The sequence below is a fragment of the Rhizobium sp. O111 genome (assembly GCF_055616315.1).
The window spans coordinates 1526838-1550194 of record NZ_JBSHXL010000001.1 but is presented as its reverse complement, the minus strand read 5'-3'; the positions used below and the strand labels follow the sequence as shown (position 1 = coordinate 1550194).

24 protein-coding genes and 2 tRNA genes are annotated in these 23357 nt (G+C 59.1%); 10 read left to right on the top strand and 16 right to left on the bottom strand.

Going from position 1 to position 23357, the window contains the following annotated elements; all coding sequences use genetic code 11:
* Positions 1 to 30: 30 nt before the first annotated feature.
* Positions 31 to 711, top strand: a complete 681-nt coding sequence (locus ACVTFQ_RS07930; RefSeq protein ID WP_470423745.1) for an FRG domain-containing protein — start codon at positions 31 to 33, stop codon at positions 709 to 711.
* Between the two features lie 218 nt (positions 712 to 929).
* The gene (locus ACVTFQ_RS07925) at positions 930 to 2711 is read left to right on the top strand and encodes a retron Ec67 family RNA-directed DNA polymerase/endonuclease (RefSeq protein WP_210208071.1); all 1782 of its coding nucleotides are present in this window, start codon (positions 930 to 932) and stop codon (positions 2709 to 2711) included.
* Between the two features lie 177 nt (positions 2712 to 2888).
* Here the strand turns inward: ACVTFQ_RS07925 and ACVTFQ_RS07920 are convergent, their stop codons facing one another.
* Complete coding sequence (locus ACVTFQ_RS07920) at positions 2889 to 3176, bottom strand: hypothetical protein (RefSeq protein WP_111565034.1); 288 nt, start codon at positions 3174 to 3176, stop codon at positions 2889 to 2891.
* A 213-nt stretch (positions 3177 to 3389) separates the two neighbouring features.
* Complete coding sequence (locus ACVTFQ_RS07915; protein ID WP_112437391.1) at positions 3390 to 4574, bottom strand: AAA family ATPase; 1185 nt, start codon at positions 4572 to 4574, stop codon at positions 3390 to 3392.
* A 565-nt stretch (positions 4575 to 5139) separates the two neighbouring features.
* On the opposite strand from ACVTFQ_RS07915, the gene ACVTFQ_RS07910 reads away from it, so the two are divergent.
* The 3 genes from ACVTFQ_RS07910 to ACVTFQ_RS07900 all read left to right on the top strand — a co-directional run bounded on the left by ACVTFQ_RS07910 (position 5140) and on the right by ACVTFQ_RS07900 (position 6784).
* Positions 5140 to 5388 carry a hypothetical protein gene (locus ACVTFQ_RS07910; protein ID WP_111565037.1) on the top strand — a complete coding sequence of 83 codons (249 nt, stop codon included), beginning with the start codon at positions 5140 to 5142 and terminating at the stop codon, positions 5386 to 5388.
* 69 nt (positions 5389 to 5457) lie between these two features.
* On the top strand, positions 5458 to 5646 hold the full coding sequence (locus ACVTFQ_RS07905; protein ID WP_111565038.1) for a helix-turn-helix domain-containing protein: 189 nt from the start codon (positions 5458 to 5460) through the stop codon (positions 5644 to 5646).
* On the top strand, positions 5636 to 6784 hold the full coding sequence (locus ACVTFQ_RS07900) for a site-specific integrase (protein WP_111565039.1): 1149 nt from the start codon (positions 5636 to 5638) through the stop codon (positions 6782 to 6784). Before ACVTFQ_RS07905 ends, ACVTFQ_RS07900 begins: the two co-directional genes overlap by 11 nt.
* Positions 6785 to 6848: 64 nt before the next feature.
* Here ACVTFQ_RS07900 and ACVTFQ_RS07895 read toward each other — a convergent pair.
* Together ACVTFQ_RS07895 and ACVTFQ_RS07890 are read right to left on the bottom strand one after the other, a co-directional pair.
* A tRNA-Glu gene (locus tag ACVTFQ_RS07895) sits at positions 6849 to 6923 on the bottom strand.
* Between the two features lie 169 nt (positions 6924 to 7092).
* On the bottom strand, positions 7093 to 8154 hold the full coding sequence (locus tag ACVTFQ_RS07890) for a class I SAM-dependent methyltransferase (protein ID WP_111565040.1): 1062 nt from the start codon (positions 8152 to 8154) through the stop codon (positions 7093 to 7095).
* Positions 8155 to 8338: 184 nt separating this feature from the next.
* Between ACVTFQ_RS07890 and ACVTFQ_RS07885 the strand changes: the two genes are divergently transcribed.
* Complete coding sequence (locus ACVTFQ_RS07885) at positions 8339 to 8773, top strand: hypothetical protein (protein ID WP_047512032.1); 435 nt, start codon at positions 8339 to 8341, stop codon at positions 8771 to 8773.
* Positions 8774 to 8897: 124 nt separating this feature from the next.
* Here ACVTFQ_RS07885 and ACVTFQ_RS07880 read toward each other — a convergent pair whose 3' ends face one another.
* The 9 genes from ACVTFQ_RS07880 to ACVTFQ_RS07840 form a co-directional block, all read right to left on the bottom strand.
* Complete coding sequence (locus ACVTFQ_RS07880; protein ID WP_111565041.1) at positions 8898 to 9161, bottom strand: BrnA antitoxin family protein; 264 nt, start codon at positions 9159 to 9161, stop codon at positions 8898 to 8900.
* Complete coding sequence (locus ACVTFQ_RS07875) at positions 9127 to 9414, bottom strand: BrnT family toxin (RefSeq protein WP_081993099.1); 288 nt, start codon at positions 9412 to 9414, stop codon at positions 9127 to 9129. The genes ACVTFQ_RS07880 and ACVTFQ_RS07875 overlap by 35 nt, the downstream gene beginning before the upstream one ends.
* 44 nt (positions 9415 to 9458) lie before the next feature.
* Entirely contained in the window at positions 9459 to 9920 is a 462-nt protein-coding gene (locus tag ACVTFQ_RS07870) for a GNAT family N-acetyltransferase (RefSeq protein WP_409527977.1), read from the bottom strand.
* The gene (locus tag ACVTFQ_RS07865) at positions 9920 to 11047 is read right to left on the bottom strand and encodes an S-(hydroxymethyl)glutathione dehydrogenase/class III alcohol dehydrogenase (protein WP_018902344.1); all 1128 of its coding nucleotides are present in this window, start codon (positions 11045 to 11047) and stop codon (positions 9920 to 9922) included. Before ACVTFQ_RS07865 ends, ACVTFQ_RS07870 begins: the two co-directional genes overlap by 1 nt.
* Positions 11048 to 11147: 100 nt before the next feature.
* Positions 11148 to 12419 carry a zinc metalloprotease gene (locus ACVTFQ_RS07860; protein WP_112437392.1) on the bottom strand — a complete coding sequence of 424 codons (1272 nt, stop codon included), beginning with the start codon at positions 12417 to 12419 and terminating at the stop codon, positions 11148 to 11150.
* A gap of 100 nt (positions 12420 to 12519) precedes the next feature.
* Positions 12520 to 14529 carry an acetyl-CoA carboxylase biotin carboxylase subunit gene (locus tag ACVTFQ_RS07855; protein ID WP_112437393.1) on the bottom strand — a complete coding sequence of 670 codons (2010 nt, stop codon included), beginning with the start codon at positions 14527 to 14529 and terminating at the stop codon, positions 12520 to 12522.
* Between the two features lie 105 nt (positions 14530 to 14634).
* Positions 14635 to 15342 (bottom strand): hypothetical protein, encoded by a 708-nt coding sequence (locus ACVTFQ_RS07850; RefSeq protein ID WP_111565044.1) that lies wholly within the window; start codon positions 15340 to 15342, stop codon positions 14635 to 14637.
* 96 nt (positions 15343 to 15438) lie between these two features.
* Positions 15439 to 16365, bottom strand: a complete 927-nt coding sequence (locus ACVTFQ_RS07845; protein WP_111565045.1) for a DMT family transporter — start codon at positions 16363 to 16365, stop codon at positions 15439 to 15441.
* A gap of 133 nt (positions 16366 to 16498) precedes the next feature.
* Positions 16499 to 16583 (bottom strand) — tRNA-Leu (locus ACVTFQ_RS07840).
* A 178-nt stretch (positions 16584 to 16761) separates the two neighbouring features.
* Between ACVTFQ_RS07840 and lipB the strand changes: the two genes are divergently transcribed.
* Positions 16762 to 17478: a lipoyl(octanoyl) transferase LipB gene (gene lipB / locus ACVTFQ_RS07835; RefSeq protein ID WP_081620013.1), complete on the top strand. Its 717-nt coding sequence runs from the start codon at positions 16762 to 16764 to the stop codon at positions 17476 to 17478.
* A 69-nt stretch (positions 17479 to 17547) separates the two neighbouring features.
* Here the strand turns inward: lipB and ACVTFQ_RS07830 are convergent, their stop codons facing one another.
* The gene (locus ACVTFQ_RS07830) at positions 17548 to 17916 is read right to left on the bottom strand and encodes a hypothetical protein (RefSeq protein WP_047512017.1); all 369 of its coding nucleotides are present in this window, start codon (positions 17914 to 17916) and stop codon (positions 17548 to 17550) included.
* 267 nt (positions 17917 to 18183) lie between these two features.
* Positions 18184 to 18879, bottom strand: a complete 696-nt coding sequence (locus ACVTFQ_RS07825) for an HAD family hydrolase (protein WP_111565047.1) — start codon at positions 18877 to 18879, stop codon at positions 18184 to 18186.
* 208 nt (positions 18880 to 19087) lie between these two features.
* Between ACVTFQ_RS07825 and rpiA the strand changes: the two genes are divergently transcribed.
* The 3 genes from rpiA (at position 19088) to gor (ending at position 21881) form a co-directional block, all read left to right on the top strand.
* Entirely contained in the window at positions 19088 to 19786 is a 699-nt protein-coding gene (rpiA, locus tag ACVTFQ_RS07820) for a ribose-5-phosphate isomerase RpiA (protein WP_111565048.1), read from the top strand.
* 15 nt (positions 19787 to 19801) lie between these two features.
* Positions 19802 to 20365, top strand: coding sequence for a DUF2059 domain-containing protein (locus tag ACVTFQ_RS07815; protein ID WP_111565049.1), 564 nt, complete (start codon positions 19802 to 19804; stop codon positions 20363 to 20365).
* A gap of 130 nt (positions 20366 to 20495) precedes the next feature.
* On the top strand, positions 20496 to 21881 hold the full coding sequence (gene gor, locus ACVTFQ_RS07810) for a glutathione-disulfide reductase (protein WP_111565050.1): 1386 nt from the start codon (positions 20496 to 20498) through the stop codon (positions 21879 to 21881).
* A gap of 16 nt (positions 21882 to 21897) precedes the next feature.
* On the opposite strand, the gene ACVTFQ_RS07805 is transcribed toward gor, so the two are convergent.
* The gene (locus ACVTFQ_RS07805) at positions 21898 to 23178 is read right to left on the bottom strand and encodes a TadE/TadG family type IV pilus assembly protein (protein ID WP_111565051.1); all 1281 of its coding nucleotides are present in this window, start codon (positions 23176 to 23178) and stop codon (positions 21898 to 21900) included.
* Positions 23179 to 23357: the final 179 nt, after the last annotated feature.

The following is a 23357-nucleotide window of genomic DNA, read 5'->3' as shown; positions in this document are numbered from 1 at the left end:
CGCACACGAACCTGGGAGAAGTTTAAGGTCATGGTGGGGAGACTGCCGCCGGACCGCTATATGTTCAGGGGGCAACCGGTCAGCAACCGGCTCCGCACTTCATTTCATCGTACAAATCGACGCAATTTGCACCGGTTTTTGAACCACGACATCCCTATGCTTCATGGTATCGTGACATCGAAAACGAGCCACTACTTTGACCTCAAAGACAACATACAGAACGCTGCGTTCTGGAATCTACTCCAGCATCATGGATACCCGACACCTCTTCTTGACTGGACGCATTCCCCATACGTCGCGGCCTATTTCGCGTTCAGGGAGAAGGCTGCGGCGGCGGTTGACCCCAAGCGAACGATCAGGATTTTCATGTTTGATCGAGCTGAGTGGGTCAAAGATTACCGACAGCTTTCGTCGGTCGTAAATGTCCGGCCGCATTTCTCTATACTCAACCCCATATCGTTGGAAAATCCTCGCGCACTCCCTCAGCAAGCTGTTTGTTCGATCACAACGGTAGACGACGTGGAGACCTATTTGGAACTGTGTGGCGAGGTAGGGGGGAAAACCTATTTAAAGGTATTTGAGCTCCCTTACATCCAACGTGCTGAGGTATTGACAGATTTACGGCTGATGGGGGTGTCCGCCGGGTCCTTGTTTCCGGGCATTGACGGAGCTTGCGAAGAAATGCGCTTGAAGAACTTTGGTGTCGGCTAGCATCACGGCGCTCACACCCGCGATGGTGGTTGATGCCGATTTTGCGATCTTGACGCGATGCGTCGACTCACAGATACAGATCGTGCTCGCGGATAGATTTTTCTGTCGTGTTTCGCGATGGTTGACTACGCTGTCACGGTCAATGCTTACTACAGGCTGGACCGATATGGTTAAAATCCTATCGTTATCTGACGATCGCCAACGAGTGTCCGCGAGCCTTGCCCCCCATTATTACTCAGTCAGCCTCTCGGCTTAGCAACGTCAGATCGTTAGACCAGCTTGGCGCTGTGCTTGAAGAACAAACAAAAGTGCTGAGCTATTGGCTCTACAAAGCCACGCCTGCGCAAAAGTATATCGAGTACCGTATTCCGAAGAAGAACGGCGGTTGGCGCCACATTACAGCGCCGCAAGACGGACTAAAGAGAATCCAAGGAAAACTGGCGAGGTTATTGGCTGAGATCTACAATGATCTGGAGCAGCGTCGAATAGATCATGCGTTCGACGGTTTAAGGGTCTCCGATTGCGTCTTGTCGCATGGATTCAAAGACAAATATAGCATTGTGACGAACGCCAGCGTTCATGTCGGGAGACGGTTCGTCTTCAACACTGATCTGGAAGATTTTTTCCCATCAATTTCATTCGGTCGAGTGCGCGCGTTCTTTATAGCAGATAAAAATTTCCGACTTACACCTCCGGTCGCCACCATGGTTGCGCAACTCGTCTGCTACCAAAACAAATTGCCGCAGGGCGCGCCGACGTCGCCTATTATTTCAAACTACATCGCGCACATATTAGATATCGCACTTAACAAGATGGCTAGAGCCGGAAACTGTAGTTATTCGCGTTACGCGGATGATCTGACCTTTTCTACCAATGAAGCTATTTTTCCATCTGCAATTGCGAGGTTGATCGGAGGAACAACAGATCGATGGGTTGCGGGTGACGGCTTGTTGAGCCGTGTCTGTGCGTCAGGATTTCGAGTTAACCATGACAAAACTCGCATGCAATTGCCGAAGTCGCGGCAAGAAGCGACCGGTCTAACTGTCAATCAAAGCCTTAATGTTGCAGTGGCCTACTACAAGCTCGCCAGAAGCATGTGCGATCACCTCTTCACCGGAGGAACCTGTTTTGAGAAGAAGGATGGCAAGTGGGAAAGATTTCCCGCACATAAACTTCAAGGGCGGATGGATTTCATTTATTCCGTCCGTCGTAGCCGACTGCGTATCACACTCGATTCTGTTTCGAAGAAGCAGCACCCCATCGCCTACAGAGAGCGCGAAACGAAGTTTTGCGAGCAGCAGAAATCCTTTGCTACGCTGTATAAGAATCTCCTGAACTATCAGTCATTCCATGGCATGGACAAGCCGATAATCGTGGGAGAAGGTATAACGGATGGGCTGTACATCAGTGCGGCGATAAAAACCGTAGGCGTTCATTTCCCTAAGCTTTTCGACACGGCTGGCACCGGCGAAGTTCTGGTGAGTTTCTATAAGCATTCGGATAAACGGAAATTTTATCAGATCGGCGAGGGCGCGTCGCAACTTAAGCCATTCATTACTGAATACACGAAAATAATGGAACCGTTCAAAACGAAGCCGAAACAACCCGTCATTCTGGTCGTTGATAACGATGACGAGGGCAGAGATGTTCTTAAAGTCGCGGGGAATCGTTGGAAAAAAGACGTAAAGACGGTTGCCCCGTTCTACCATCTAGTTTCGAATCTTTACATTGTCCCGATACCCTTAAAGGCAGGAATTACCAATGCCGCAATTGAAGATCTGTTCAACCCTATTTGGTTGGCTGCGCAGGATATAAACGGACGAAAATTCACAAAGAGCAATGACTATGACAGCGCTACCCATTTTGGCAAGGCAGAGTTAGTGGGGCAGATCGTTCGCCCTAACAGAACAACGATCACTTGGACAGATTTTCTGCCGCTTCTGCAAGCAATACAGGGTGCCATTCTCGATTTCGAGGTCAACGTGGCGCCTTCACTATAACATGGCGGCGTGAGTAGGCTTTGGATTGCCGAGTTGAATGCGAGTATCGCGGAGAAGCTCAACAGGTTCTTCGGCTTGCGCAGGCTAATTTAGCCATATCGATTTCTGCGTGCTCGTCGCGCCTGCTCGGCGAGGGCAGCAACGCAAACTGATCATTACCACTCATGATTTCCTCCATCAACGCAGCCCCTCGGCGATCATCCGCAAGGCCTCCCCGACATTGGGCGGGGTTTTCGTGAGCTGTTCGCGCAAATCCTCCAGCAGGCAAATCAAAGCGATGTTCTCCCGGCGAAGGCGCTGGCGGCGCTCCTCGTCGTATTCGGCCTCGGCCTCTAGTTCGTTGATCCTGCCGTGCAGGGCGCGCTCGATCTTGTCGTCTGGCTTGCTAGGCGTGGCGGCTGCGCTCCTCCGATCCGGCATGTTCGGCCTTGGCCTCGACGGCTTATTCGGCTGCATACGGCTCATGACGTTCCTTCCTCTTTTGGTTGCGGCGCGCTCCAACGCCTTTGAGCCGTAAAATGAGATCGGGGACACCCCTTTTACCCCAATTCCGTTCCCAATAAAGGAAGGGATTGGGGGGGGTGTTTCCCAATTCTCTTTTTACTAAGGCGTTTGAGACATTTGGGACATTGGTCTGCGCCATGTAGTTCCCAATTATTTTTAGCAATTGGGACAAGCTCATTTTGGCCCTTCCGGATCTGGATTTAGAGACCAGTCAACGAAGCAGCCGCGCCGATTTCCACGGCTCTTACTCGCTTCGAAGTTGTCCTCATAAAGCAGCCCGGACGCCTTCCAGATATCGACAATCTCCCCGGCTTGGGTATCGTTGCAATCCCACTCGTCGCAGATAACGAGCCCGACCCAACGCTTAGAATTGCCGGATCGCTTAAAGCCGTAGCGGTCGGCGTCGCGGTTCCCGGCGTCGATCAGCTTCAAAACGCGGGTAATCGCGGCATAGCTTTTTTCGAACAACGGGCTGGTGCCTTTCCAGCTAACCGGGACGCCAATTTCGTCGCCGCCGCCATGCTCGTCAGCATTGTCTAAGGTCACGGTAACGAAGCGAAACCAATGAGCGCGTCCGGATCGCGCGGAGTAATTCGCCTTGGCGCTATCGCAGCGAAAGATTCCGGCCGCATCCTCCTCGTCCAGTCCGAAGCTTCTGGCCTCGTTTTCATTCATCGGCATCAAGGTATGGGCGGTTCGAACCAGCCCGGCCAGCGAGCTAGCGCCTCGGCTGGCGTCGATATCGCCGGGGGAAGTGCTGCCCTTGCGGGTATGGTGCGTCAAGAGCACCCCGGCGTTGAGATCGCGCGCCATCTCGCGGATCAGCGCTGCGGCCCCTTTCATGGCCGAATTGTCGTTTTCTGGCACCGATATCAGCTCGATCAAAGGATCGAGCACGACCGCATCGACCTCGAATTGGTGGGCCTCATACGTCATTTTCCTCGCGAGATCGGTTGCCTCGATCAACCCGTTATTATTGGCGCGCGCAAGCACAGGCTCCTCGCCGCTCTGGATCAGAAAAAGCCTGTCGGCGTCTTCCTGGCTAAAGCCGTAATGCTTGGCGATCGCATGCAAGCGCCTATCAAGCTCGGTCTCGTCCTCCTCGGTGCTTAGAACGGCGATGCGGTATTTATCGAGGGTTTTCCAAGGCCCGAAATTGCGGCCCGCGCAATGATGCATGGCGATTGTCAGCGACAAGATCGACTTGCCGACGCCGCCAGCCGCAACGAGTGCGGCGACCTGTTTGCGCATCAGCATGCCCGGCATCAACCAAGAGCGGCGAGGGATCGTGATTTCGTCTCTAAGGCGGTACTGCCGCAATTGCACAAGCGGCTCTTTCCTATCAGGCTGGTTTCTCATGGCAGAATCCTTGCAGGGGATCGGGCGCGCGCGCGATGCGCGCGGCGCGGTTTCCGTTCAATATCGAAATGAGGTGAGGGCAGGTTGAGGCCGGGTACGCCAGCTCTCAGTCGCGTCTGCCAAGATGCAGGCGGGTTTTAATCTCCGGGCGAACGATGGTACAAAGCGGAACCTTGCAGTATCGAGCGCCCGGCCCCCGCCGGGCTTTTTTTAATCTTCCTCGTTTGCAAGCTGCTCGATCAAGGCCGCAATCCCGGCCTTCCATCGCGCGATTTTCGCGGGATTATGCCTCGCCCGCGATTGCATGATAGCGGGATCACGCTTTACCGGTCGGGGAAGCCCTGCATGCTTTACCAACACGGAAATCTCATCCGCGCGCCATCCCTCTTGGCGCTGTAGCTCGGCGTTCGAAAGCGTCCGCTGGTCCATCATCGATAAAGCCTCTTGCCAAATGTCTAACGTAAGATAATCTAAATCCTCTAATTCAAGCAAGGCTAAAATAAACGTAATTACAGGGTGATAGGGCGCTCTGCTAACATGTACATATTATGTACACGGAGCCGACATGAAGGACGATCAGCTTGGTTATCCGCCGCGAGGCATGGACCGCATTGTGGCCTGCCGCTACCTCGCCCTCCCACTTTCCGTGTTTGATGAGCTAGTGAAGAGCGGCGCGATGCCGCCGCCAAAGCTGGTCGGCAAGCGCCATGTTTGGGATAGGATCGCGTTGGATGTCAGCTTCGCGAGCCTGCCCGATCTGGAGCAGGATACCCGCACCAACCTCGAAAAATTGATTGATAGCCGTCGTAATTAACACTCTTCCCGACTACCCATTGTGGGGATACACGTTGCCCACAGGCCAATAGAGTCTGAAAGGGAAAGCATGAAATCGTTGGCGATCACAGTAAAGGAATGGCGAGCCGGGCAGGGGATCACGCAAGCCAAGGCGGCGGAAATTCTCGACATGCCGATCAAGACGCTGATGCATATCGAGCAAGGGCGGGAATTCAAAAGCGAGCGCCTGCTGCGGCTGGCAATCACAGCACTGGAAAGGCAGGGCAATGGCGCGTAAATCGAAATACCCGGATTTTCCGAATGTCCTTCTGTTGCGAACTGGCAAGCTGGTCTTTCGCCATCCTGCAATCGGGCAAAAGACGCTGCCCGATGAGGTAGGATCGCCGGAATTCTGCGCCGCCTATGAGACGCTGAGGCTGCTTACCATTGCGCCAGCCGACGCCAAGCCAGCCGTTAAGCTGCCGTCGTTCGCCGACGCTTACGTTCGATGGAAGCAAAGCGATGAATGGAAAGGCTACGAGGCCAAGACGCTGGCCGGGCATATCCGCCATGCGAAAGCCTTCCTTGAAAGCCCGATGGTCAAGGGATCGGCGGCGACGTTCGCGGAGGCCGAAATCGGCACCGCCGAAGCTGAAATGTTGCCGCTTTTGCGCCGATCCGTCGCAAGCCATGCAGCGCATAAGGCCAAGCGCGTGGCCGTGGCGATCCGCAAAATGTATCACTACGCCGTTGAGGCGGAATGGTGCCTGCGCAATCTCGGCAATGATCTCCAGCGCGTCGAGCTTCCAAAGGCCACCGCGCAGAAGCCATGGCCAGCCGACATCATCGAGAAATTCGAACGACGTCACCAGCCGGGGACAGGCGCTCGAACGGCTTTCGCGCTGGCGAGGTTCCTCGGCAATCGCCGGGGCGATGTGGCGACGATTGAATGGTCGCAAATCCGGCCGCATCGCTACATCGACGGCGACGAGATCGCGGTAACGACCGTCATCGAATTCGAGACGCAGAAGAATTCCCACAATGGCAAGAACGCAACCGTCCTATTGTTCGTACCGCCAGAACTGGAGCTGGTGCTGAACGCATTGGATCGAAGCAAGGGCGGCACGATCCTGAAAACGGTCCACGGCAAGCCATTCAGCCAAAAGAGCCTGACCAACAAAATGGCGCTTTGGTGCACGCAGGCCGGGATCGAGGCGGGCTTTACGCTGCATGGATTGAGGCGCACATTCGCTGGCGAGCTTGCCGAAGGCGCAGCCGATCCCATAGCGATCATGAAGGCGATGGGCCACAAGGACATCAGCACGACGATGATCTATCTCAAGGATTTGAACGCGGAGCCAATGGCGCAAAGAGCGGCGGCGGCAGCGGCAAAGAGATCAGGGGAAGTGAAACGGCTGCGCGCGGCGGATAAATGAGTCACTTATCGGATAAGTGAAAGATAGCTGCACGGCGCTGTAAGTATCTGATAAATAATCACGATGGCACGCCCTAGGGGAGTCGAACCCCTCTTCCCAGAATGAAAATCTGGTGTCCTAACCGATAGACGAAGGGCGCTTCCTTCGTGGTGGCGCCCTTATAATCAGGCACTTGGATTCCCGCAAGCGGCAAAACGCATAAAAATGGCGATGTGCTGATCTTTTCCCTATCCGTTTGATAGTTAATGGCTATTTTCGGCGCTTGGCGATGCATCGATCCTGTTCGGGCCGTGGATGTCGGCCTCTTTTCAAGCGCGGACTTCGAACACCATGTTGAACGGCGTTTCGGTGGCGCGGTGGAAATGCTTGAAGCCGGCGTCGAGCGCCACCTTGCGCAATCGCGTTTCGCCGGCCTGCGCGCCGAGCGCCAGCCCGACCTCCTGCGACATCGAGGCTGGCGTGCAGATCATCGTCGAGGCGCCGTAATAGACGCGGCCGACAGGGTTGAGATTGTCCTTGAGGTGATCATGCGCGAAGGGCTCGACGATCATCCAGGTGCCGCCGGGCGCAAGCGTTTCCTTCACATGCTTTCCCGCGCCAACGGGATCGCCCATGTCGTGCAGGCAATCGAACATGGCGACGAGATCGTAACGCCCCGCCGGGAAGCTTGCGGCCGAGGCCTGCTCGAAGCTGACGCGGTCGGAAACGCCGGCCTCCTTGGCCGCCATCCGGGCGCGTTCGATCGACGGCATGTGATAGTCGTAGCCGACGAAGCGCGAGGCGGGATAGGCCTGCGCCATGAGGATGGTCGAGCTGCCATGGCCGCAGCCGACATCGGCCACCTTGGCGCCGGCCTTCAGCTTGTCCTCGACGCCATCGAGCGCCGGTATCCACTCGGTGACAAGGCTGTTGTTGTAGCCGGTGCGGAAGAAGCGCTCGGTGCCGCGAAACAGGCAGTTGCTATGCTCGTGCCAGCCCAGCCCCTTGCCGGTGCGAAAGGCATCGGCCACCTTCGGCTCGTCCGTCCACATCGCCTGCACCAGCTGGAACGCGCCGGTGAAGAAGGCGGGGCTGTCCTCGTCGGCGAAGACGAGTGCCTGCTCCGGGCTCAGCCGGAAGCGGTCGGTCTTTTCGTCATAGGTCAGATAGTCGGCGGCGGCGAGTGCAGATAGCCATTCGCGCAGATAGCGTTCCTTGACGGCCGTCTTTTTTGAAAGCTCGGCCGCGGTCACGGGCTCGCCATCGCCCATCGCCTTGAACAGTCCGACGTCGTCGCCGAGCACCACAAGGGAGCCGGATACGGCGGCGCCGATATCGCCGACCAGCCGGCCGACGAGGGCATCCACTTTTTGCATGTCGGGTTGGCGCATGTCATCCTCCATAGAAAATGCAGGGAAGAACCAGCAGCGCGACTATACACCCGCTCACGGCGCCGTGAAAGCGTGGCGGGGTGTCACGCAATATTCGCGAAGCCATCAAAAAAGCCGCGTTGACAACAAAATGCGCCGGGATAAGAGTGGCTTAGCCTGCATATTAGGCTTTGGAGGAATGACCATGATCAAGCATCTGACAATTCTTGCCTCTGTTTCCCTGCTCGGCGCGCTCGCCTTCGCCACGCCGTCCTCGGCGCTTTCGATGAAGGAGTGCAGCGCCAAGTACAAGTCCGCGCAGGCGGATGGTTCCGCCAAGGACATCAAGTGGAACGACTTCCGCAAGGCGCAGTGCGGCCCAGATGCGACGGCCGAACCTGACGTTACGATGGCAACCGGCGCCGAGCCTGAAAAGCCGACGATGGACGCTCCCAAGGGCGTGACCTTCCCGACGGCGATTGCTCCCAAATACGCCAAGGAAACCCCCGGCAAGGGCCGCATGCACACCTGCGTCGATTCCTACCACACGAACAAGGACGCCAACACGCTGAACGGCCTGAAGTGGATCCAGAAGGGCGGCGGCTTCTACAGCCTCTGCAATGCCAAGCTGAAGGGCTGATCGGCGCGCTTCGGATCAAGGCACCGGATACAGAGAAAGGTCCCATTCGGGGCCTTTCTTGCGTTTGGTGGCGGGGGCTGGATGTTGCCGGCGATGGCCTTGGTCGCGGTATGGGCTGGGGAATCTAGCGCTGTTTCTTGAGACTGCGTGCGTAAGATTCCAGGACCGCGTTCATGCGCGTCTGATAGCCTTTTCCGGAACTCCGATAGAACTGCAGGACCGATTTCTTGATTCGAAGCGTCACCTGTTCGGTTCCCTCGCGCTCGACAAGCTCGGCTTTGCTCCAGAAACTGTCGTCGAGTTCAGGGATGTCGCTGGTGTCGATATCCTCATCGGCAAGGGCCGTCAGTTCTTCAGGGCTTAGTTCTTTGTCGTATCTCTGCGACATAGCGCTCCCTTTCTTGTCGTTTAGCGGGCCGGGCGGAAATTATGCGAATGATGCCATTGCGATCGGTGTGCGTCACAACGAGAAACAGAACGCCGTCGACAAGCCCGATACTGTTTTCGCGGATTTCACCGTAGTCGAACCTGTCGTCAACGGCGGTCAGAACGGGACCGTCGAAAATCCGCACGGCCGTCCGGAAAGAGACGCCATGTTTTGCAATGTTTGCAGCATTCTTGGCGTCGTCCCACTCGAACATTGGATGCAATTGTAACTACAATTGCATCTACGATCAAGCGAAGGTCAGCGTGCCTGCCTGACCATGTCGACGTGGGGGATGTCGTCCTCGAGATATTCCTCTGAGGTCACCTCGAAGCCGAAGCTGCCGTAGAAGCGGGAGAGGTGGCTCTGGGCGGAGAGGTAGATCAGGGCTTGCGGATAGCGCTCTTCGCAGACGGAAATGGCCTCGCGCATCACCGCTTCGCCGAGGCGTTTGCCGCGATGATCAGGCGAGACGACGACGCGGCCGATCTTGGCGGGTGCGTCCTTGTCCGCCGGGGCGAAGATGCGGGCGGCGGCGATCAGGTCGCCATCCTGCAGGAGGCGCAGATGCAGGGCGTCGGCATCCTTGCCGTCGAGCTCCGGATAGGGGCAGTTCTGCTCGACGACGAAGACATCGACGCGCATTTTCAACAGCGCGTACAGCTCGACGGCGGAGAGCTCATCGAGCCTCCGCGCGTCGACCGTATAGTTTGGCTCGGTGATCAATAGACCACGACGCCGCGGATCGATTCACCCTTGTGCATGAGGTCGAAGCCCTTGTTGATGTCTTCGAGCGGCATGGTGTGGGTGATCATCGGATCGATCTGGATCTTGCCTTCCATGTACCAGTCGACGATCTTCGGCACGTCGGTGCGGCCACGCGCGCCGCCGAAGGCGGTGCCCATCCAGTTGCGGCCAGTGACCAGCTGGAACGGACGCGTGGAGATTTCCTGGCCAGCGCCGGCGACGCCGATGATGACGGACTTGCCCCAGCCGCGATGCGAAGATTCCAGCGCCTGGCGCATGACCTTGGTGTTACCGGTGCAGTCGAAGGTGTAGTCGGCGCCACCGATCAGGTCGCCGTGGCGCTTCGTCATGTTGACCAGATAAGGCACGATGTCATCGCCGACTTCCTTCGGGTTGACGAAGTGGGTCATGCCGAACTTCTCGCCCCAGGCCTTGCGGTCGTTGTTAATGTCGACGCCGATGATCATGTCGGCGCCGGCAAGGCGCAGGCCCTGCAGGACGTTGAGACCGATGCCGCCGAGGCCGAAGACGATCGCGGTGGAGCCGATCTCGACCTTGGCGGTGTTGATGACAGCGCCGATGCCGGTCGTGACGCCGCAGCCGATGTAGCAGACCTTGTCGAAGGGAGCGTCGGGGTTGATCTTGGCGAGCGCGATCTCCGGCAGAACGGTGAAGTTCGCGAAGGTCGAGCAGCCCATGTAGTGGTGGATCTTGTCCTTGCCGATCGAGAAGCGCGAGGTGCCGTCGGGCATGACGCCCTGGCCCTGGGTCGAGCGGATCGAGGTGCAGAGGTTGGTCTTGCGCGAGGTGCAGGAGTAGCATTCGCGGCATTCCGGCGTGTAGAGCGGAATGACGTGGTCGCCTTTCTTCAGCGAGGTGACGCCGGGGCCGACGTCGACGACGATGCCGGCGCCTTCATGGCCGAGGATCGCCGGGAACAGGCCTTCCGGGTCGGCGCCCGAGAGCGTGAAATCGTCGGTGTGGCAGATGCCCGTGGCCTTTACCTCGATCAGCACTTCGCCGGCCTTGGGGCCCTCGAGCTGCACGGTCATCACTTCGAGTGGTTTACCTGCCTGTACGGCAACAGCGGCGCGAACGTCCATTTTACAGTCTCCAATATGCTGATTTGGTCGGGCGGACTTTTGCACGCGGGAGGAGCGCTGCTCAAGGAAAAAAGGCAGGGGGAGCTTTATAGTTTCTGCGTCAAAACAGCCGGTCGATGGCGGTGATGACGGCGTAGCCGTGCATGGCGATGGCGGCGTAGAGGCCGAAGAAGACCAGCATGCGCTCGCCGCCGTTCATCTCCTCAAGCTTCTCGCGCGGTTTGAAGGAGCCGCCACCGATGACACTGACGACGGTGAAGACCAGCAGGCCGATGCCGAGATAGCGAGCCGAAAGCCCGATTTCGGCGCCGACAGCAAGGATGCAGAGCGTCACCAGAAAGCTCGCCAGGATCTGCGAGCGCTTGGTCCTGAATATCTGCCGCAGCACCTGGCCCCCATCGAAGCGATGCATGGGTAGAAGATTGAGCAGGTTGAAGGCGCCGAGGATCAACAGGAAGACAAGGATGGGCGGATCGGCAGCGGCGGGAAGGATGCCGTGATCGGCGAAGCTGTGGCCGAGCACCAGGATCGGCACCAGGAATGCCGACATGCCCGATCCCATCAATGCGCAGGTCGCGACCTCGAAAAGAGACCGATAGGGCCGGCTGCCGATGGCGATGCCGCCGAGGAAGGGAATGAAGACCATGCGGACAGAGGTATGGCCGAACATGCGGTAGGCGGCCATGTGGCCGAGCTCATGCAGCGCGATCACGACCGTCAGGAAGGTCGAGACCATCAGGCCGCGCTGCGTCAGGCCGAGGAAGGGCCACAAAAGCAGGGTCGACAGGATGGCGAGCGCGACCTGGACGAGCGGGTGCTCGAAATAGCCCTGCGGCTGCGAGATACCGGTTTTCAGCCAGCCATCAAGCGCCTTCATTTCGCGGCGGAGCGCCACGTAGCGAAAGATCAGGAAGGCGAGGCCGCGATAGCGGTCCGTCTGGTCGACTTCCAGAACCGCGCGGCCATCCGCTGTTGGTCGGATGATGCGGCGCTCGCGATAATCCTTCCAGAAGGACGCGTCGAGCGTGCTGTCATCGACGATGGATGACTGAAAGCCCTGCGCATTGGAGGCAAGGGCCGCCAGAGGCTCGATCGCGAGCAGGCGGCGGGTGGGGGCGTCATTTCTATCCTGATAGCGGTAGGTCTGCTCGACCATATTGCCGCCCGCCTCCATCTGGCGGCTCGATATCACCTGATGGTGCCAACTGGCGTTAGACCCCATCGGGTTCATGGCGTTCCAGAGGGTTTCCGGCGTGCAATCGAAGGAGCGGCTGACATGCAGCGTTCTCAGCCCCAGGGGCATTCGCATCAGGAGCCACAGCATGCCGAGATTGATAAACAGCAGCAGCAGCGCGGATTGCATGACACTCATCATTCACTCCATCCGGCAGGGATCCGGATGGGTTAAAGACTAGCGGCGACGCGTTAACAAATGCGGAGCGGAACGTGACGGTAGGGTGTGCCGGAACGGGTCAGGCGAACTCCATGATGACGGCGTCCACCGCCAGGCTTTCGCCTGGCTTGGCGTTGATGACGCCGACGACGAGATCGCGCTCGGCGCGCAGCACGTTCTCCATCTTCATGGCCTCGACGACCGCAAGCGTCTCGCCGGCTTTCACTTCCTGTCCCTCGGTGACGGCGATCGAGACGACCAGGCAAGGCATCGGGCAGAGCAGGAGCTTGGAGGTATCCGGCGGCAGCTTGACCGGCATCAGGCGGTCGAGTTCGGCGTGACGGGGCGTCAGCACCTTGGACTTGACCGACAGGCCCTGCCAATCGAGCCTGACGCCGTTGAGGATCGGGCGCAGCTGCGCGGTGACCGGTTGCTTGCCGACCTTGCCGCGCCAGACCGGCTCACCCGGTCTCCAGTCGGTGATGACGCTCAAGGTTTGCCCGCCGATATCCATTTCCATCTCGAAGGGGACGGTCACGAGGCCGTCGAGCAGGCGCACGTCGATATAGTCGTCGCCGAGCCGGACGCACCAGTGATCGCGCAACGGATCAGTGGCGCTGCGCAGCCGGTCGGCGAAGGTTTCCCGGCGATTGGCTTCGATCAGCGAGGCAGAGAGGGCGATGGCGGCAAGGGTGCCGCGTTGGCTCTCATCGGGCATCACGGGCGCGAAGCCATCGGGATACTCTTCGGAGATGAAGCCAGTCGACAGCCGGCCCTCGCGCCAGCGCGGGTGCTTCATCAGGGCCGACAGGAACGGGACATTGTGCTCGATACCGTCGACCACGAAGCCATCGAGCGCCTCGCCCATGGCCTCGATGGCCTCGGCGCGGGTCGGCGCCCAGGTGCAGAGCTTGGCGATCATTGGATCGTAATACATCGAAATCTCGGCGCCTTCGAAGACGCCGGTGTCGTTGCGGACAATAGCGTTGCCGGCCTTGCCTTCCTGCGGCGGGCGGTAGCGCGTCAGGCGACCGATCGAGGGCAGGAAGTTGCGATAGGGATCCTCGGCGTAGATGCGGCTTTCGACGGCCCAGCCGTTGAGCTTGATATCTTCCTGCGCGAAGGGGAGTTTCTCGCCCGCAGCGACGCGGATCATCTGCTCGACGAGATCGATGCCGGTGATCAGCTCGGTGACGGGATGCTCGACCTGCAGGCGGGTGTTCATTTCGAGGAAGTAGAAATTGCGGTCGCGATCGACGATGAATTCGACGGTGCCGGCGCTCTGGTAGTCCACGGCCTTGGCGAGCGCCACCGACTGCTCGCCCATCGCGGCGCGGGTGGCTTCGTCGAGGAAGGGCGAGGGTGCTTCTTCGGCAACCTTCTGGTTTCGACGCTGGATGGAGCATTCGCGTTCGCCGAGATAGACGACATTGCCGTGGGCGTCGGCCAGCACCTGTATCTCGATATGGCGGGGATCGACCACGTATTTCTCGACGAAGACGCGGTCGTCGCCGAAGGAGCTTCTGGCCTCGGAGCGGGCGCGGTCAAAGCCGTCGCGCACTTCGGCCTGGTTCCAGGCAATGCGCATGCCCTTGCCGCCGCCGCCGGCAGACGCCTTGATCATGACGGGGTAGCCGATCTCGGCGGCGATCTTTTCGGCATGCTCGGCATTTTCGATGACGCCGAGATAGCCGGGAACGGTGGAGACATTGGCGGCGCTGGCGAACTTCTTCGATTCGATCTTGTCGCCCATGGCATTGATCGCCTTGGGCTTGGGACCGATGAAGACGATGCCTTCCTTCTCCAGCGCTTCGCAGAAGGATGCGCGCTCGGAGAGGAAGCCGTAGCCAGGGTGGACGGCCTGGGCGCCGGTCTGTCTGCAGGCTGCGATGATCTTCTCGGCAACGAGATAGCTCTCGGCGGCTGCGGCCGGGCCGATGTGGACGGCCTCATCGGCCATCTCGACATGGAGCGCATCGCGGTCGGCGTCGGAATAGACAGCGACGGTCGCAATCCCCATGCGGCGCGCCGTCTTGATGACGCGGCAAGCGATCTCGCCGCGATTGGCGATCAGAATTTTCGTGAACATGTAGACTCCACCCATGACCTGCGTTCCGAGTCTTAAGCATAAAGACTGGAACGCACAATCATGGGGAGGACACGCACGGATAGGGCGCGGAGAGAAGCGTCGCGATCAGGCGACGGCCGCCTCTGTCCCCAGCCTGTCGTCTACGATGCGCAGCCAGCGGGTGCGGCGCGGCGCCTCGGCGTAATCGGTGAGCGTGAGCGCCGATATGATCTGCGACCAGCGCGGATGGTTCGACGCCGGTAGCGTCTCTTCGCCGATCTGCATCAGCACCGCCCAGGTGAGCGCCTGTACCGTTATGGTACCGCCGTCGCTGAGCGCGCGCAGGATGCGCATGACGTAATCCACATCCTGCCTGGTGATTCCCCGGCGATCGATGGCGCGGCTCTGGTGATAAGCGCCGCGATTGTCTGATAGGGCCAGGCGCAGCTGATCGAGCGCAAACGCGCGCAGCTCGTCCGGCACATAGGCGGAAATCTCGATGACGTGGAGCACGAGCTCCAGCTCGACCGCCGAATGGATGACACCGTCGGTCGCGACCATGCGCATCAGCCAGGCGACGTTGATTTCGTCGAGAGAGCCTTGCGGATAGTTATAGTGGACGATGAAGGCCGCGAGTTGCTCCACGAAATAGGTGTTCCATTCGGGGCATTTCTCGGGGCAGGCGTTGTTCAGTGCCAGCATGACGACGACGTCGTCAGCGGTCCTGATTCCCTCGGGAAAACTGTGTCTGCGCAGAAGATCGATATCCTCCACGCCAAGTCGCTGCTTTCCGGCGATGACACATGCCGGAAAAGCGAGTCGAATTTCGCTCATCTTTTCTCTCCAGGCCTCATCATGAAGCCGAAGATTCTTCTAGCGCCAGCGAATTGATGTTCTCTCAATAGGCGGAGTTAACAAGGTGTTTACGGCTCAGGCCTGTTTCGCTGCCCGCGCCTGCACCCGTTCGCGCCAGATGATGAAGAGGCCGGAAGCGACGATGATCATGATGCCGATCCATTTGGAGAAGTTCGGGAAATCGCCGAACAGCGCGTAGCCCAAGATGGTGGCGGAGATGATCTCGAAATACTGGAACGGCGCCAGAAGCGAGAGCGGCGCCATGCGGAAGGCCCTGACGACGATCATGTGCACATAGCCGGAGAGCGAGCCGAGAATCAGCAGAAGCACGAGGCCGAGAATCGAAGTCGGGAGCGAGACGTCGAAATCGCTGACGCCCATGCCGTTTCCGACGATCAGCGCGCCGGACATGAAGAGCGTGCCGCCGATGCCGGCCATGGTCTGCATCGTCAACGGCGAATCGGCATTGCCGATGGCGCGGTTGAGGAAAAGATAAAGCGAGAAGAGGAAGGCGCAGCAGACGGGGAGCAGCGCTTTCAGGCCGAAGACTTCATAGCTCGGCTGAATGACGATCATCGCGCCGCCGAAGCCCACCACGATCGCCGTCCAACGCCGCCAGCCGACCTTGTCGCCCAGGAAAAGCGCCGAAAGGCCGGCGAGCATGAAGGGCTCGACGAAATAGATGGCGAAGACGTCGGCGAGCGGCATGTATTTGACCGCGACGAAAAACAGGAGGCTGGCTGCCCCATGCAGCGCGCCGCGCAGCAAATTCATCCAGGGCCGCTTTGCCGAGAGAGCGCCCCAGCCGAACATTATAAAGAGAATCGGCAGCGTGCAGACGAGTTGGAAAAAGAATCGGTAAAAGGTGACCTGTCCAGGCGACATGCCTTCGAACGTCGCCATGTACTTGGCGATGGCATCCATGGCGGGGAGGACGATCATTGCGCCGGCCATCAGCGCCATGCCTTGCAGGGGATTGTGCAGGTCGGTTTTATCGGACATCTTCGAGAAATTTCATTGGGCTGGGATCCAGCCGTTATAGACAATAAAATCTCTCGTTAAGAGATGCCGCGGACGACATATCGCGTCGCCGGGAGCCAGTTGCTCTGGCTGGTCTCACTCCTCAGGAGAGAGATGGTGCGGTCGAGAAGACTCGAACTTCCACGGGTTGCCCCACAGCGACCTCAACGCTGCGCGTCTACCAATTCCGCCACGACCGCATCGTGGTAGGTGCCGGTTTGTGCCGGCGACGCAGCATGTAGCAAAAGGTTTTTCGGGACACAAGGGCCATGTGACAGATTTTTTCAAAGAAGGTGACAGCGTTTGTAAAGGCAGCAATTCGGAGCCATATAGATGCTCGAAAAAGCCCGCGATCACAGGCGCTGCGGGCCGCAAGGAATGGCTATGTTACGAACGGACCTCGATTTTTCCATGTTTCCACAGGCCGGCTCGCGCCCGGTGCGCTGGCGCATCTCCAATGGGCTGGTGCCCTATCAGGAGGCTGTGGATATCATGGAGCAGGAAGTGGCTGCGATTGCCGAGGGCGGCGACGAGTTGGTGTGGCTGCTCGAGCATCCGCCGCTTTATACCGCCGGAACCAGCGCCGATGCGCGCGATCTGGTGCAGCCCGACCGATTTCCCGTTCATGCCACCGGGCGGGGCGGGGAGTACACCTATCATGGGCCTGGCCAGCGGGTCGCCTATGTGATGCTCGACCTGAAGCGCCGCCGGCAGGATGTGCGTGCCTTCGTGGCCGCGCTGGAAGAGGTGATCATCCGCACGCTTGGTGAGATGAACGTGCGCGGCGAGCGCCGCGAGGATCGCGTCGGCGTATGGGTCTGTCGCCCCGACAGGCCGCCGCTGCCCGATGGGACGGTGGCGGAAGACAAGATCGCGGCACTCGGCATCCGCTTACGGAAATGGGTGACGTTTCACGGGCTGTCGCTCAATGTCGAACCCGATCTCGACCATTTCGGGGGAATCGTTCCCTGCGGGATCTCGGCCTATGGGGTCACGAGCCTGGTCGATCTCGGCCTGCCGGTTACGATGGATGATGTGGATGTGCTGCTGCGAGAATCGTTCGAATCGGTCTTCGGCGAGACGGTGAACGGCTGAGCGCGGAATCAGACGGTGCTGATATTGAGAAAGGGCCGGCGTTTCGTCGGCCCTTTCTCTTTTTCGCGTCTACTTGGTGCCGACGTCGCGGCAGGCATCGGTATGCGAGGCGCCGCTGTCGCCGCCTGCGGTGTGCAGGCCGTGACCTTTCGGCGAATAGTCGCATGGGGGGAGTGGCTTGATGCTTGCCGTCGACATCTTGTCGACCGGCGGTGCGACGCGAACGGGAGCGAAACCATCGCTGTCGTTGGTGTAGTCGTCGGAATATTCCGGCGCCTTGTGCTGCGTGTAATGAACGGGCTTCGGCGGAGCAACTTTGACGGGAGCGAAACCGTCGCTATCGTTCGTATAGTCGTTGGAATACATCGGCTGGGCGAAGGCGGCACCGGAAAGGCAGAGGGTAAGCACGGCTGCGGCGGCTGCAAATTGAATGCGCATATCAGATCTCCTCAATCCATTGTTGCACACAATGTGACGTCCATTACCCTCGGCAAGAGCAAGTTCGCGCCTCAATTGAGGCCGGATTGTGAAGGGGATCTGACAGTCGCAAGCACGTTTTTTCACATGAAATCACGGCACCGCGACTGTGTTTGATCGCTATTTGATTGGCCTCGCGATTCGCTAAACCAGCGAGTGACGCGGCGCCATATCGGCAATCGGGAGCTGATGTTTTCGGCAAAAACAACCCTGTTTTGACCGAAAATGTTAGCCAGCGTTGCGCAGGTCCGCCGTGTCGATCAGCTCGTCCACCAGCTCCGGCGTGAGGTCGGTGAAAGTCTTGATGATGCGCGTAGGCTGCAGGCTTTCGATCGGGACGTCGGAATAGCCGAAGGGCACGGCGATCGAGGGGATGGCTGCATTGCGCGCAACGAGAATGTCGTTGGCGCTGTCGCCGATCATGATCGTGCGCTTCGGGTCGCCGCCGGCCTTTTCGATCGTGCCGAGCAGATGGCCGGCATCGGGCTTGCGCACCGCGAATGTGTCGCCGCCGGTGATGGCGTCGAAATAATGGGTGAGCTGCAGGCGCTCCAGCAGGGTGCGGGCAAGGCCCTCCAGCTTGTTGGTGCAGACGGCGAGCTTGTATCCCTTGGCCTTCAGCTGATCCATCGCATCGATCAGCCCCGGATAGGGGACCGTCGCGCCCGGCATGTTGTCCGTGTAATGCGTGATGAAGCGCTCGAGCAGATCAGGAAATTTCTCGGGCTCCAGCGGGTGTCCCTGCAGCTTGCAGGCTCTTTCGATCATCACCTTGGCGCCGTGGCCGACAAGATGCGTCAGGTCGTCATAGGTGACCGGCGCAAGATCGAGTGCGGCGATCGTGTAATTGAGGCTATCGACAAGGTCGACATGGGTGTCGAGGAGCGTTCCGTCGAGATCGAAGACGACAAGGGCAGGGGTCAATGGAGTTTTCGCCTGTTCAGTTGGGATGCATCCGAGTTAAGCGATGAAGGCCGCAAAAGCAACGCTTTGGCCCGGCGTGGCAGGCCTCCCGCATGTGCTTTGGATTTCGAAAGTCTGACGTTATTTTGGCTTTCGTTTGACTGGCGGGCCGTGTAAACAACGCAACCAACGTAACAATGCGTAACGTAACACTGGGAGTAAGCGGCGCATGGACGCCCGCGAAATGAAGATCAAGGCCGCGGCTGCGGCACTCGCTCATGTCGAGCATGGGATGCGTCTTGGGATCGGAACCGGAAGCACGGCCGAGGAATTCGTGCGGTTGCTTGCCGAGAAGGTCGCAGACGGTTTCAAGGTCGAGGGCGTTCCGACATCGGAGCGCACGGCACGGCTTTGCGTCGAGCTCGGCGTTCCCCTGAAGTCACTCGACGAGCTGCCGGAACTCGATCTGACGATCGACGGCGCCGACGAGGTCGATTCTGCGCTCGGGCTGATCAAGGGCGGCGGCGGAGCCTTGCTGCGCGAGAAGATCGTTGCCGCCACCTCCGGCCGCATGATCGTGATCGCCGACGAGAGCAAGCTGGTGGATACGCTGGGCGCTTTCCCGCTGCCGATCGAAGTCAACATGTTCGGCCTCGTTTCGACGCGCATCGCGATCGAAAAGACGGCTGCGCGGCTTGGCCTTTCGGGTGAGTTGACGCTGCGCCAATCCGGCGACGGCAATTTCACCACGGATGGCGGACACTACATTATCGATGCATCTTTTGGCCGTATTCCTGATGCAGAGGCGCTCTCAACCCAGTTGAATGCGATCCCCGGCGTCGTGGAGCACGGGCTCTTTCTCAATATGGCCGCGCTGGCGATCATCGCCGGTCCGGCGGGCGCGCGCGAGCTGCGGGCAACAAGGTAACAGGAGTTGGAACTCATGAATAAATTTGCAGGTTTTGGCCGTTTTGCTGCTGCGACCGTCATTCTCTCGGGTGTTGTCCTGGGCTCTGTAGCCCACGCGCAGGAAGCGTCGCCGGAACAGCTGAAGGCAGCCCGCGCGGCTATCGACGCGATCGGCGCCACCACCCAGTTCGACAACATCCTGCCGGGCCTCGCCGAGCGCCTGAAGGCCGACCTGATCCAGGATTCGCCGAACTACCAGGACCAGATCACCGCTGAAGTCGACAAGCAGGCGCTGGCGCTTGCACCGCGTCGCGCCGATCTCGAAAAGGAAGCTGCGGTGACCTACGCCAAGGCGTTCACGGTCGAGGAACTCAATGCCATCGCCGCCTTTTACGGCTCGCCGGTTGGCCAGAAGCTCCTGAAGGACGGCCCAATCGCTTCGCGCGAAACCGTCAAGGCTGCCGACATCTGGGCGCAGGGCATCTCCCGCGACCTGCAGAAGTCGACCAGCACCGAGCTTGCCAAGGTGATCAAGCCGGCCCCGGGCGCTGGCACCGATCCGGCAGCTCCTGCAGCAAAGCCTGCTGCCAAGCCGTAAGGCTCGCATCATCGCTCAATACGAAGCCCCGGTTCGCCGGGGCTTTTGTTTTTGGCGATATCGGTACTATATCAAGCCTTCCTTCCACCTGACGATTCCTTCCTTCTGATGTTTTGTGCCGGAGATCCCCATGACAACCTATGATTACGACCTCTTTGTCATCGGTGGCGGCTCGGGTGGGGTGCGCAGCGCGCGTGTGGCGGCGGCACTCGGCAAGAAGGTGGCGATCGCCGAGGAATATCGCTACGGCGGCACCTGCGTCATTCGCGGCTGCGTACCGAAGAAGCTCTTCGTCTACGCCTCGCAATATCACGAGCATTTCGAGGATGCTGCCGGCTTCGGCTGGACCGTGGGCGAAAGCACGTTCGACTGGAAGAAGCTGATCGCGGCCAAGGACGCCGAGATCACCCGACTCGAGGGGCTCTACAAGAAGGGGCTCTCGGGCGCCAACGCCGAGATCCTCGACACCCGCGCCGAACTCGTCGACCGGCACACCGTGCGGCTCGTCAACACCGGCAAGACGGTGACGGCGAAGACAATCGTGATCGCGACCGGCGGGACCCCGAACCTGCATGGCGCGCTGCCCGGCCATGATCTCTGCATCACCTCCAACGAGGCCTTTCATCTCGAGGAGCTGCCGCGCTCGATCGTGATTGTCGGCGGCGGATATATCGCGGTCGAGTTCGCCAATATCTTCCATGGGCTCGGCGTCGAGACGACGCTCGTCTATCGCGGGGCGGAAATCCTGTCGCGCTTCGACCATGACCTGCGCCGCGGCCTGCATGAGGCGATGGTGGCCAAGGGGATCAAGATCCAGTGCCACGACATGCTGAAGAGCGTGGCGAAGGGCGAGGACGGGCTCGTTGTCGAGACGCTCAACAACGGAACGATAAACGCCGACGTGGTGATGCTCGCCATCGGTCGCGTGCCGAACACGCATGGGCTCGGGCTCGAGGCTGCGGGCGTCGAGATGAATGCGCAGGGTGCGATTGTGGTCGACGATTATTCGCGCACCAATGTCGAGAATATCTACGCTCTGGGCGATGTGACCGACCGGGTACAGCTGACGCCGGTGGCGATCCACGAAGCGATGTGCTTCATCGAGACCGAATACAAGAACAACCCGACGAAACCGGATCACGATACGATCGCGACCGCTGTCTTCTCGCAGCCCGAGATCGGCACGGTGGGGCTGACCGAGGAAGAGGCCGGCAAGCGCTATAGCGACGTCGAGGTCTATCGCGCGCAGTTCCGGCCGATGAAGGCGACGCTGTCGGGACGGACCGAGAAGATGATCATGAAGCTGATCGTCGATGCGGCAAGCCGCAAGGTTATCGGCGCCCACATTCTCGGCCACGACGCCGGCGAAATGGCGCAGCTTCTCGGCATCACTCTGAAGGCCGGCTGCACCAAGGACGATTTCGACCGGACCATGGCGGTGCACCCGACCGCCGCCGAAGAGCTCGTCACCATGTATGCGCCGAGCTACCGATTGAAGGATGGCGTGCGGGTCTGATCCGCGCGCCTATCTATTAGCTCGTGATGCGGGGCGAGCTGATGGTCTTCAGGAAGAGCGCCTTCATTGCCGCGGAGATGCCTTCGGTCGGCGAGACTTCGAAGTAGAGGCCGGGCGATGCGCAATCCGACATGCGGGTCGGGATTTCGTTCTGGAACGGGCTGATCCACTTGTTGTACCAGTCGTTGCTCGGCAATGGCAGGTAGGTGGTGTAGAGGATGGCGATCTTGACGCCACGGTCCTTCAGCGGCTTGCAGAACGACGTGTCGATCGGTTCCTGGCAGCGACCGCCTGTCGTCTTCTTGGTGCAGCTCGACGGCTTGTAAGCATCGGCGACACCATCGGAAACGAAGAACAAAATCTTCTGGCGATCGGTGTTCGAGTTGCCGCTGCCGGCAGGCTCGATGATCGTATTCATCTGCGTGAGAGCGCTGTCGAAGCTGGTAAGCTGGTCGGAATTGTAGTTCTGATAGGGAATGGTCATCAGATCGACAGCGTCGGTATAGGTCTTCACCTGCGTCAGGTTAGAGTTCAGGCTGGAGATCGTTGTCAGTTTGGCGTCTTCGGCTTTGGTGCCAAATGTGTAAACGCCCATGCGAAACTGATCGGCCGTTACACGCTCGTTCTTTGCCGTATCGGTCAATGCCTGCGTTGCCTTGCGCACCACGTCGATGCGCATGTTCACGCCAAGGCTTTTGGCAGCCGTATAATTGTTGCTGGCCTGGTCCATCTGATGGCAGGCAAAGGCGCAACCGGTCTTTGCCTGCAGCTTCGAGACATCGTCAGCCGTCGCGCCGACACCCATGGACGGGGTGTTGTCGAGAAGCATGTAGAAATCCATGAAGGACGCCGTCTGATACTGGGCCGTCGCGGTGCCCGAGATCTTCATCGACGTCTGTCCCAGGATCTGCATGAAGCTCGTCGAGACAGCTGCACTGAAGGAAACCGTCGAGTTCAGCGTGTTGGAGGTCTTGGTTACGTCAATCGTCAGTTCGACCGGCAGGTTGCCGGTTTCACCCGACATCTGGGAAAAGAAGATGTTATGCGCATCCGTCTTGGCGATCGGGATCGGGCCGTTGCCTGTCATCGTCATGGCAGTGGCGGCGGCGTCCGAACTTTGAGCGATGGCGCCCACGGCGGCTGCGTCGGCGGCGGCCTGAAGCTGGGAGCGGACGCTGAGCGCGTGCGAGAAATCAACTGAAAGGCCGGCTGCACCGATCAATGGAACCGCGAGAACGGCGGTGATCAGGCCGAAATTGCCTGAACGATCCGCGACGAAACGACCGAATATGCGCATGGGAGAAGCCTGGGGAGTATCCGAAGAATTGAAACGTCATTCTTGAAAAACCGAAGCGTCATGCCCCGCTGTGTCAAAACAGGACGATCCTTAGTGTCAAAGCATAAATTAGATACAAAGCGTCTTGGTATATCGAACGTTAAGGGCGCGCAGGATGTTTGAAAACGTGGCCGCGAATA

Excerpts from the sequence above, each read along its gene's own strand:
- rpiA (WP_111565048.1), top strand. The coding sequence starts at position 19,088 with ATGGACGCCCGCGAAATGAAGATCAAGGCCGCGGCTGCGGCACTCGCT.
- ACVTFQ_RS07920 (WP_111565034.1), bottom strand. The coding sequence starts at position 3,176 with ATGAGCCGTATGCAGCCGAATAAGCCGTCGAGGCCAAGGCCGAACATG.
- ACVTFQ_RS07865 (WP_018902344.1), bottom strand. The coding sequence starts at position 11,047 with ATGGACGTTCGCGCCGCTGTTGCCGTACAGGCAGGTAAACCACTCGAA.
- ACVTFQ_RS07930 (WP_470423745.1), top strand. The coding sequence starts at position 31 with ATGGTGGGGAGACTGCCGCCGGACCGCTATATGTTCAGGGGGCAACCG.
- ACVTFQ_RS07850 (WP_111565044.1), bottom strand. The coding sequence starts at position 15,342 with ATGAGCGAAATTCGACTCGCTTTTCCGGCATGTGTCATCGCCGGAAAG.
- ACVTFQ_RS07890 (WP_111565040.1), bottom strand. The coding sequence starts at position 8,154 with ATGCGCCAACCCGACATGCAAAAAGTGGATGCCCTCGTCGGCCGGCTG.
- ACVTFQ_RS07815 (WP_111565049.1), top strand. The coding sequence starts at position 19,802 with ATGAATAAATTTGCAGGTTTTGGCCGTTTTGCTGCTGCGACCGTCATT.
- ACVTFQ_RS07805 (WP_111565051.1), bottom strand. The coding sequence starts at position 23,178 with ATGCGCATATTCGGTCGTTTCGTCGCGGATCGTTCAGGCAATTTCGGC.
- ACVTFQ_RS07845 (WP_111565045.1), bottom strand. The coding sequence starts at position 16,365 with ATGTCCGATAAAACCGACCTGCACAATCCCCTGCAAGGCATGGCGCTG.
- ACVTFQ_RS07915 (WP_112437391.1), bottom strand. The coding sequence starts at position 4,574 with ATGAGAAACCAGCCTGATAGGAAAGAGCCGCTTGTGCAATTGCGGCAG.
- ACVTFQ_RS07900 (WP_111565039.1), top strand. The coding sequence starts at position 5,636 with ATGGCGCGTAAATCGAAATACCCGGATTTTCCGAATGTCCTTCTGTTG.
- ACVTFQ_RS07830 (WP_047512017.1), bottom strand. The coding sequence starts at position 17,916 with ATGCGCATTCAATTTGCAGCCGCCGCAGCCGTGCTTACCCTCTGCCTT.
- ACVTFQ_RS07875 (WP_081993099.1), bottom strand. The coding sequence starts at position 9,414 with ATGTTCGAGTGGGACGACGCCAAGAATGCTGCAAACATTGCAAAACAT.
- ACVTFQ_RS07910 (WP_111565037.1), top strand. The coding sequence starts at position 5,140 with ATGAAGGACGATCAGCTTGGTTATCCGCCGCGAGGCATGGACCGCATT.
- lipB (WP_081620013.1), top strand. The coding sequence starts at position 16,762 with ATGGCTATGTTACGAACGGACCTCGATTTTTCCATGTTTCCACAGGCC.
- ACVTFQ_RS07855 (WP_112437393.1), bottom strand. The coding sequence starts at position 14,529 with ATGTTCACGAAAATTCTGATCGCCAATCGCGGCGAGATCGCTTGCCGC.
- ACVTFQ_RS07880 (WP_111565041.1), bottom strand. The coding sequence starts at position 9,161 with ATGTCGCAGAGATACGACAAAGAACTAAGCCCTGAAGAACTGACGGCC.
- ACVTFQ_RS07905 (WP_111565038.1), top strand. The coding sequence starts at position 5,458 with ATGAAATCGTTGGCGATCACAGTAAAGGAATGGCGAGCCGGGCAGGGG.
- ACVTFQ_RS07860 (WP_112437392.1), bottom strand. The coding sequence starts at position 12,419 with ATGAGTGTCATGCAATCCGCGCTGCTGCTGCTGTTTATCAATCTCGGC.
- gor (WP_111565050.1), top strand. The coding sequence starts at position 20,496 with ATGACAACCTATGATTACGACCTCTTTGTCATCGGTGGCGGCTCGGGT.
- ACVTFQ_RS07885 (WP_047512032.1), top strand. The coding sequence starts at position 8,339 with ATGATCAAGCATCTGACAATTCTTGCCTCTGTTTCCCTGCTCGGCGCG.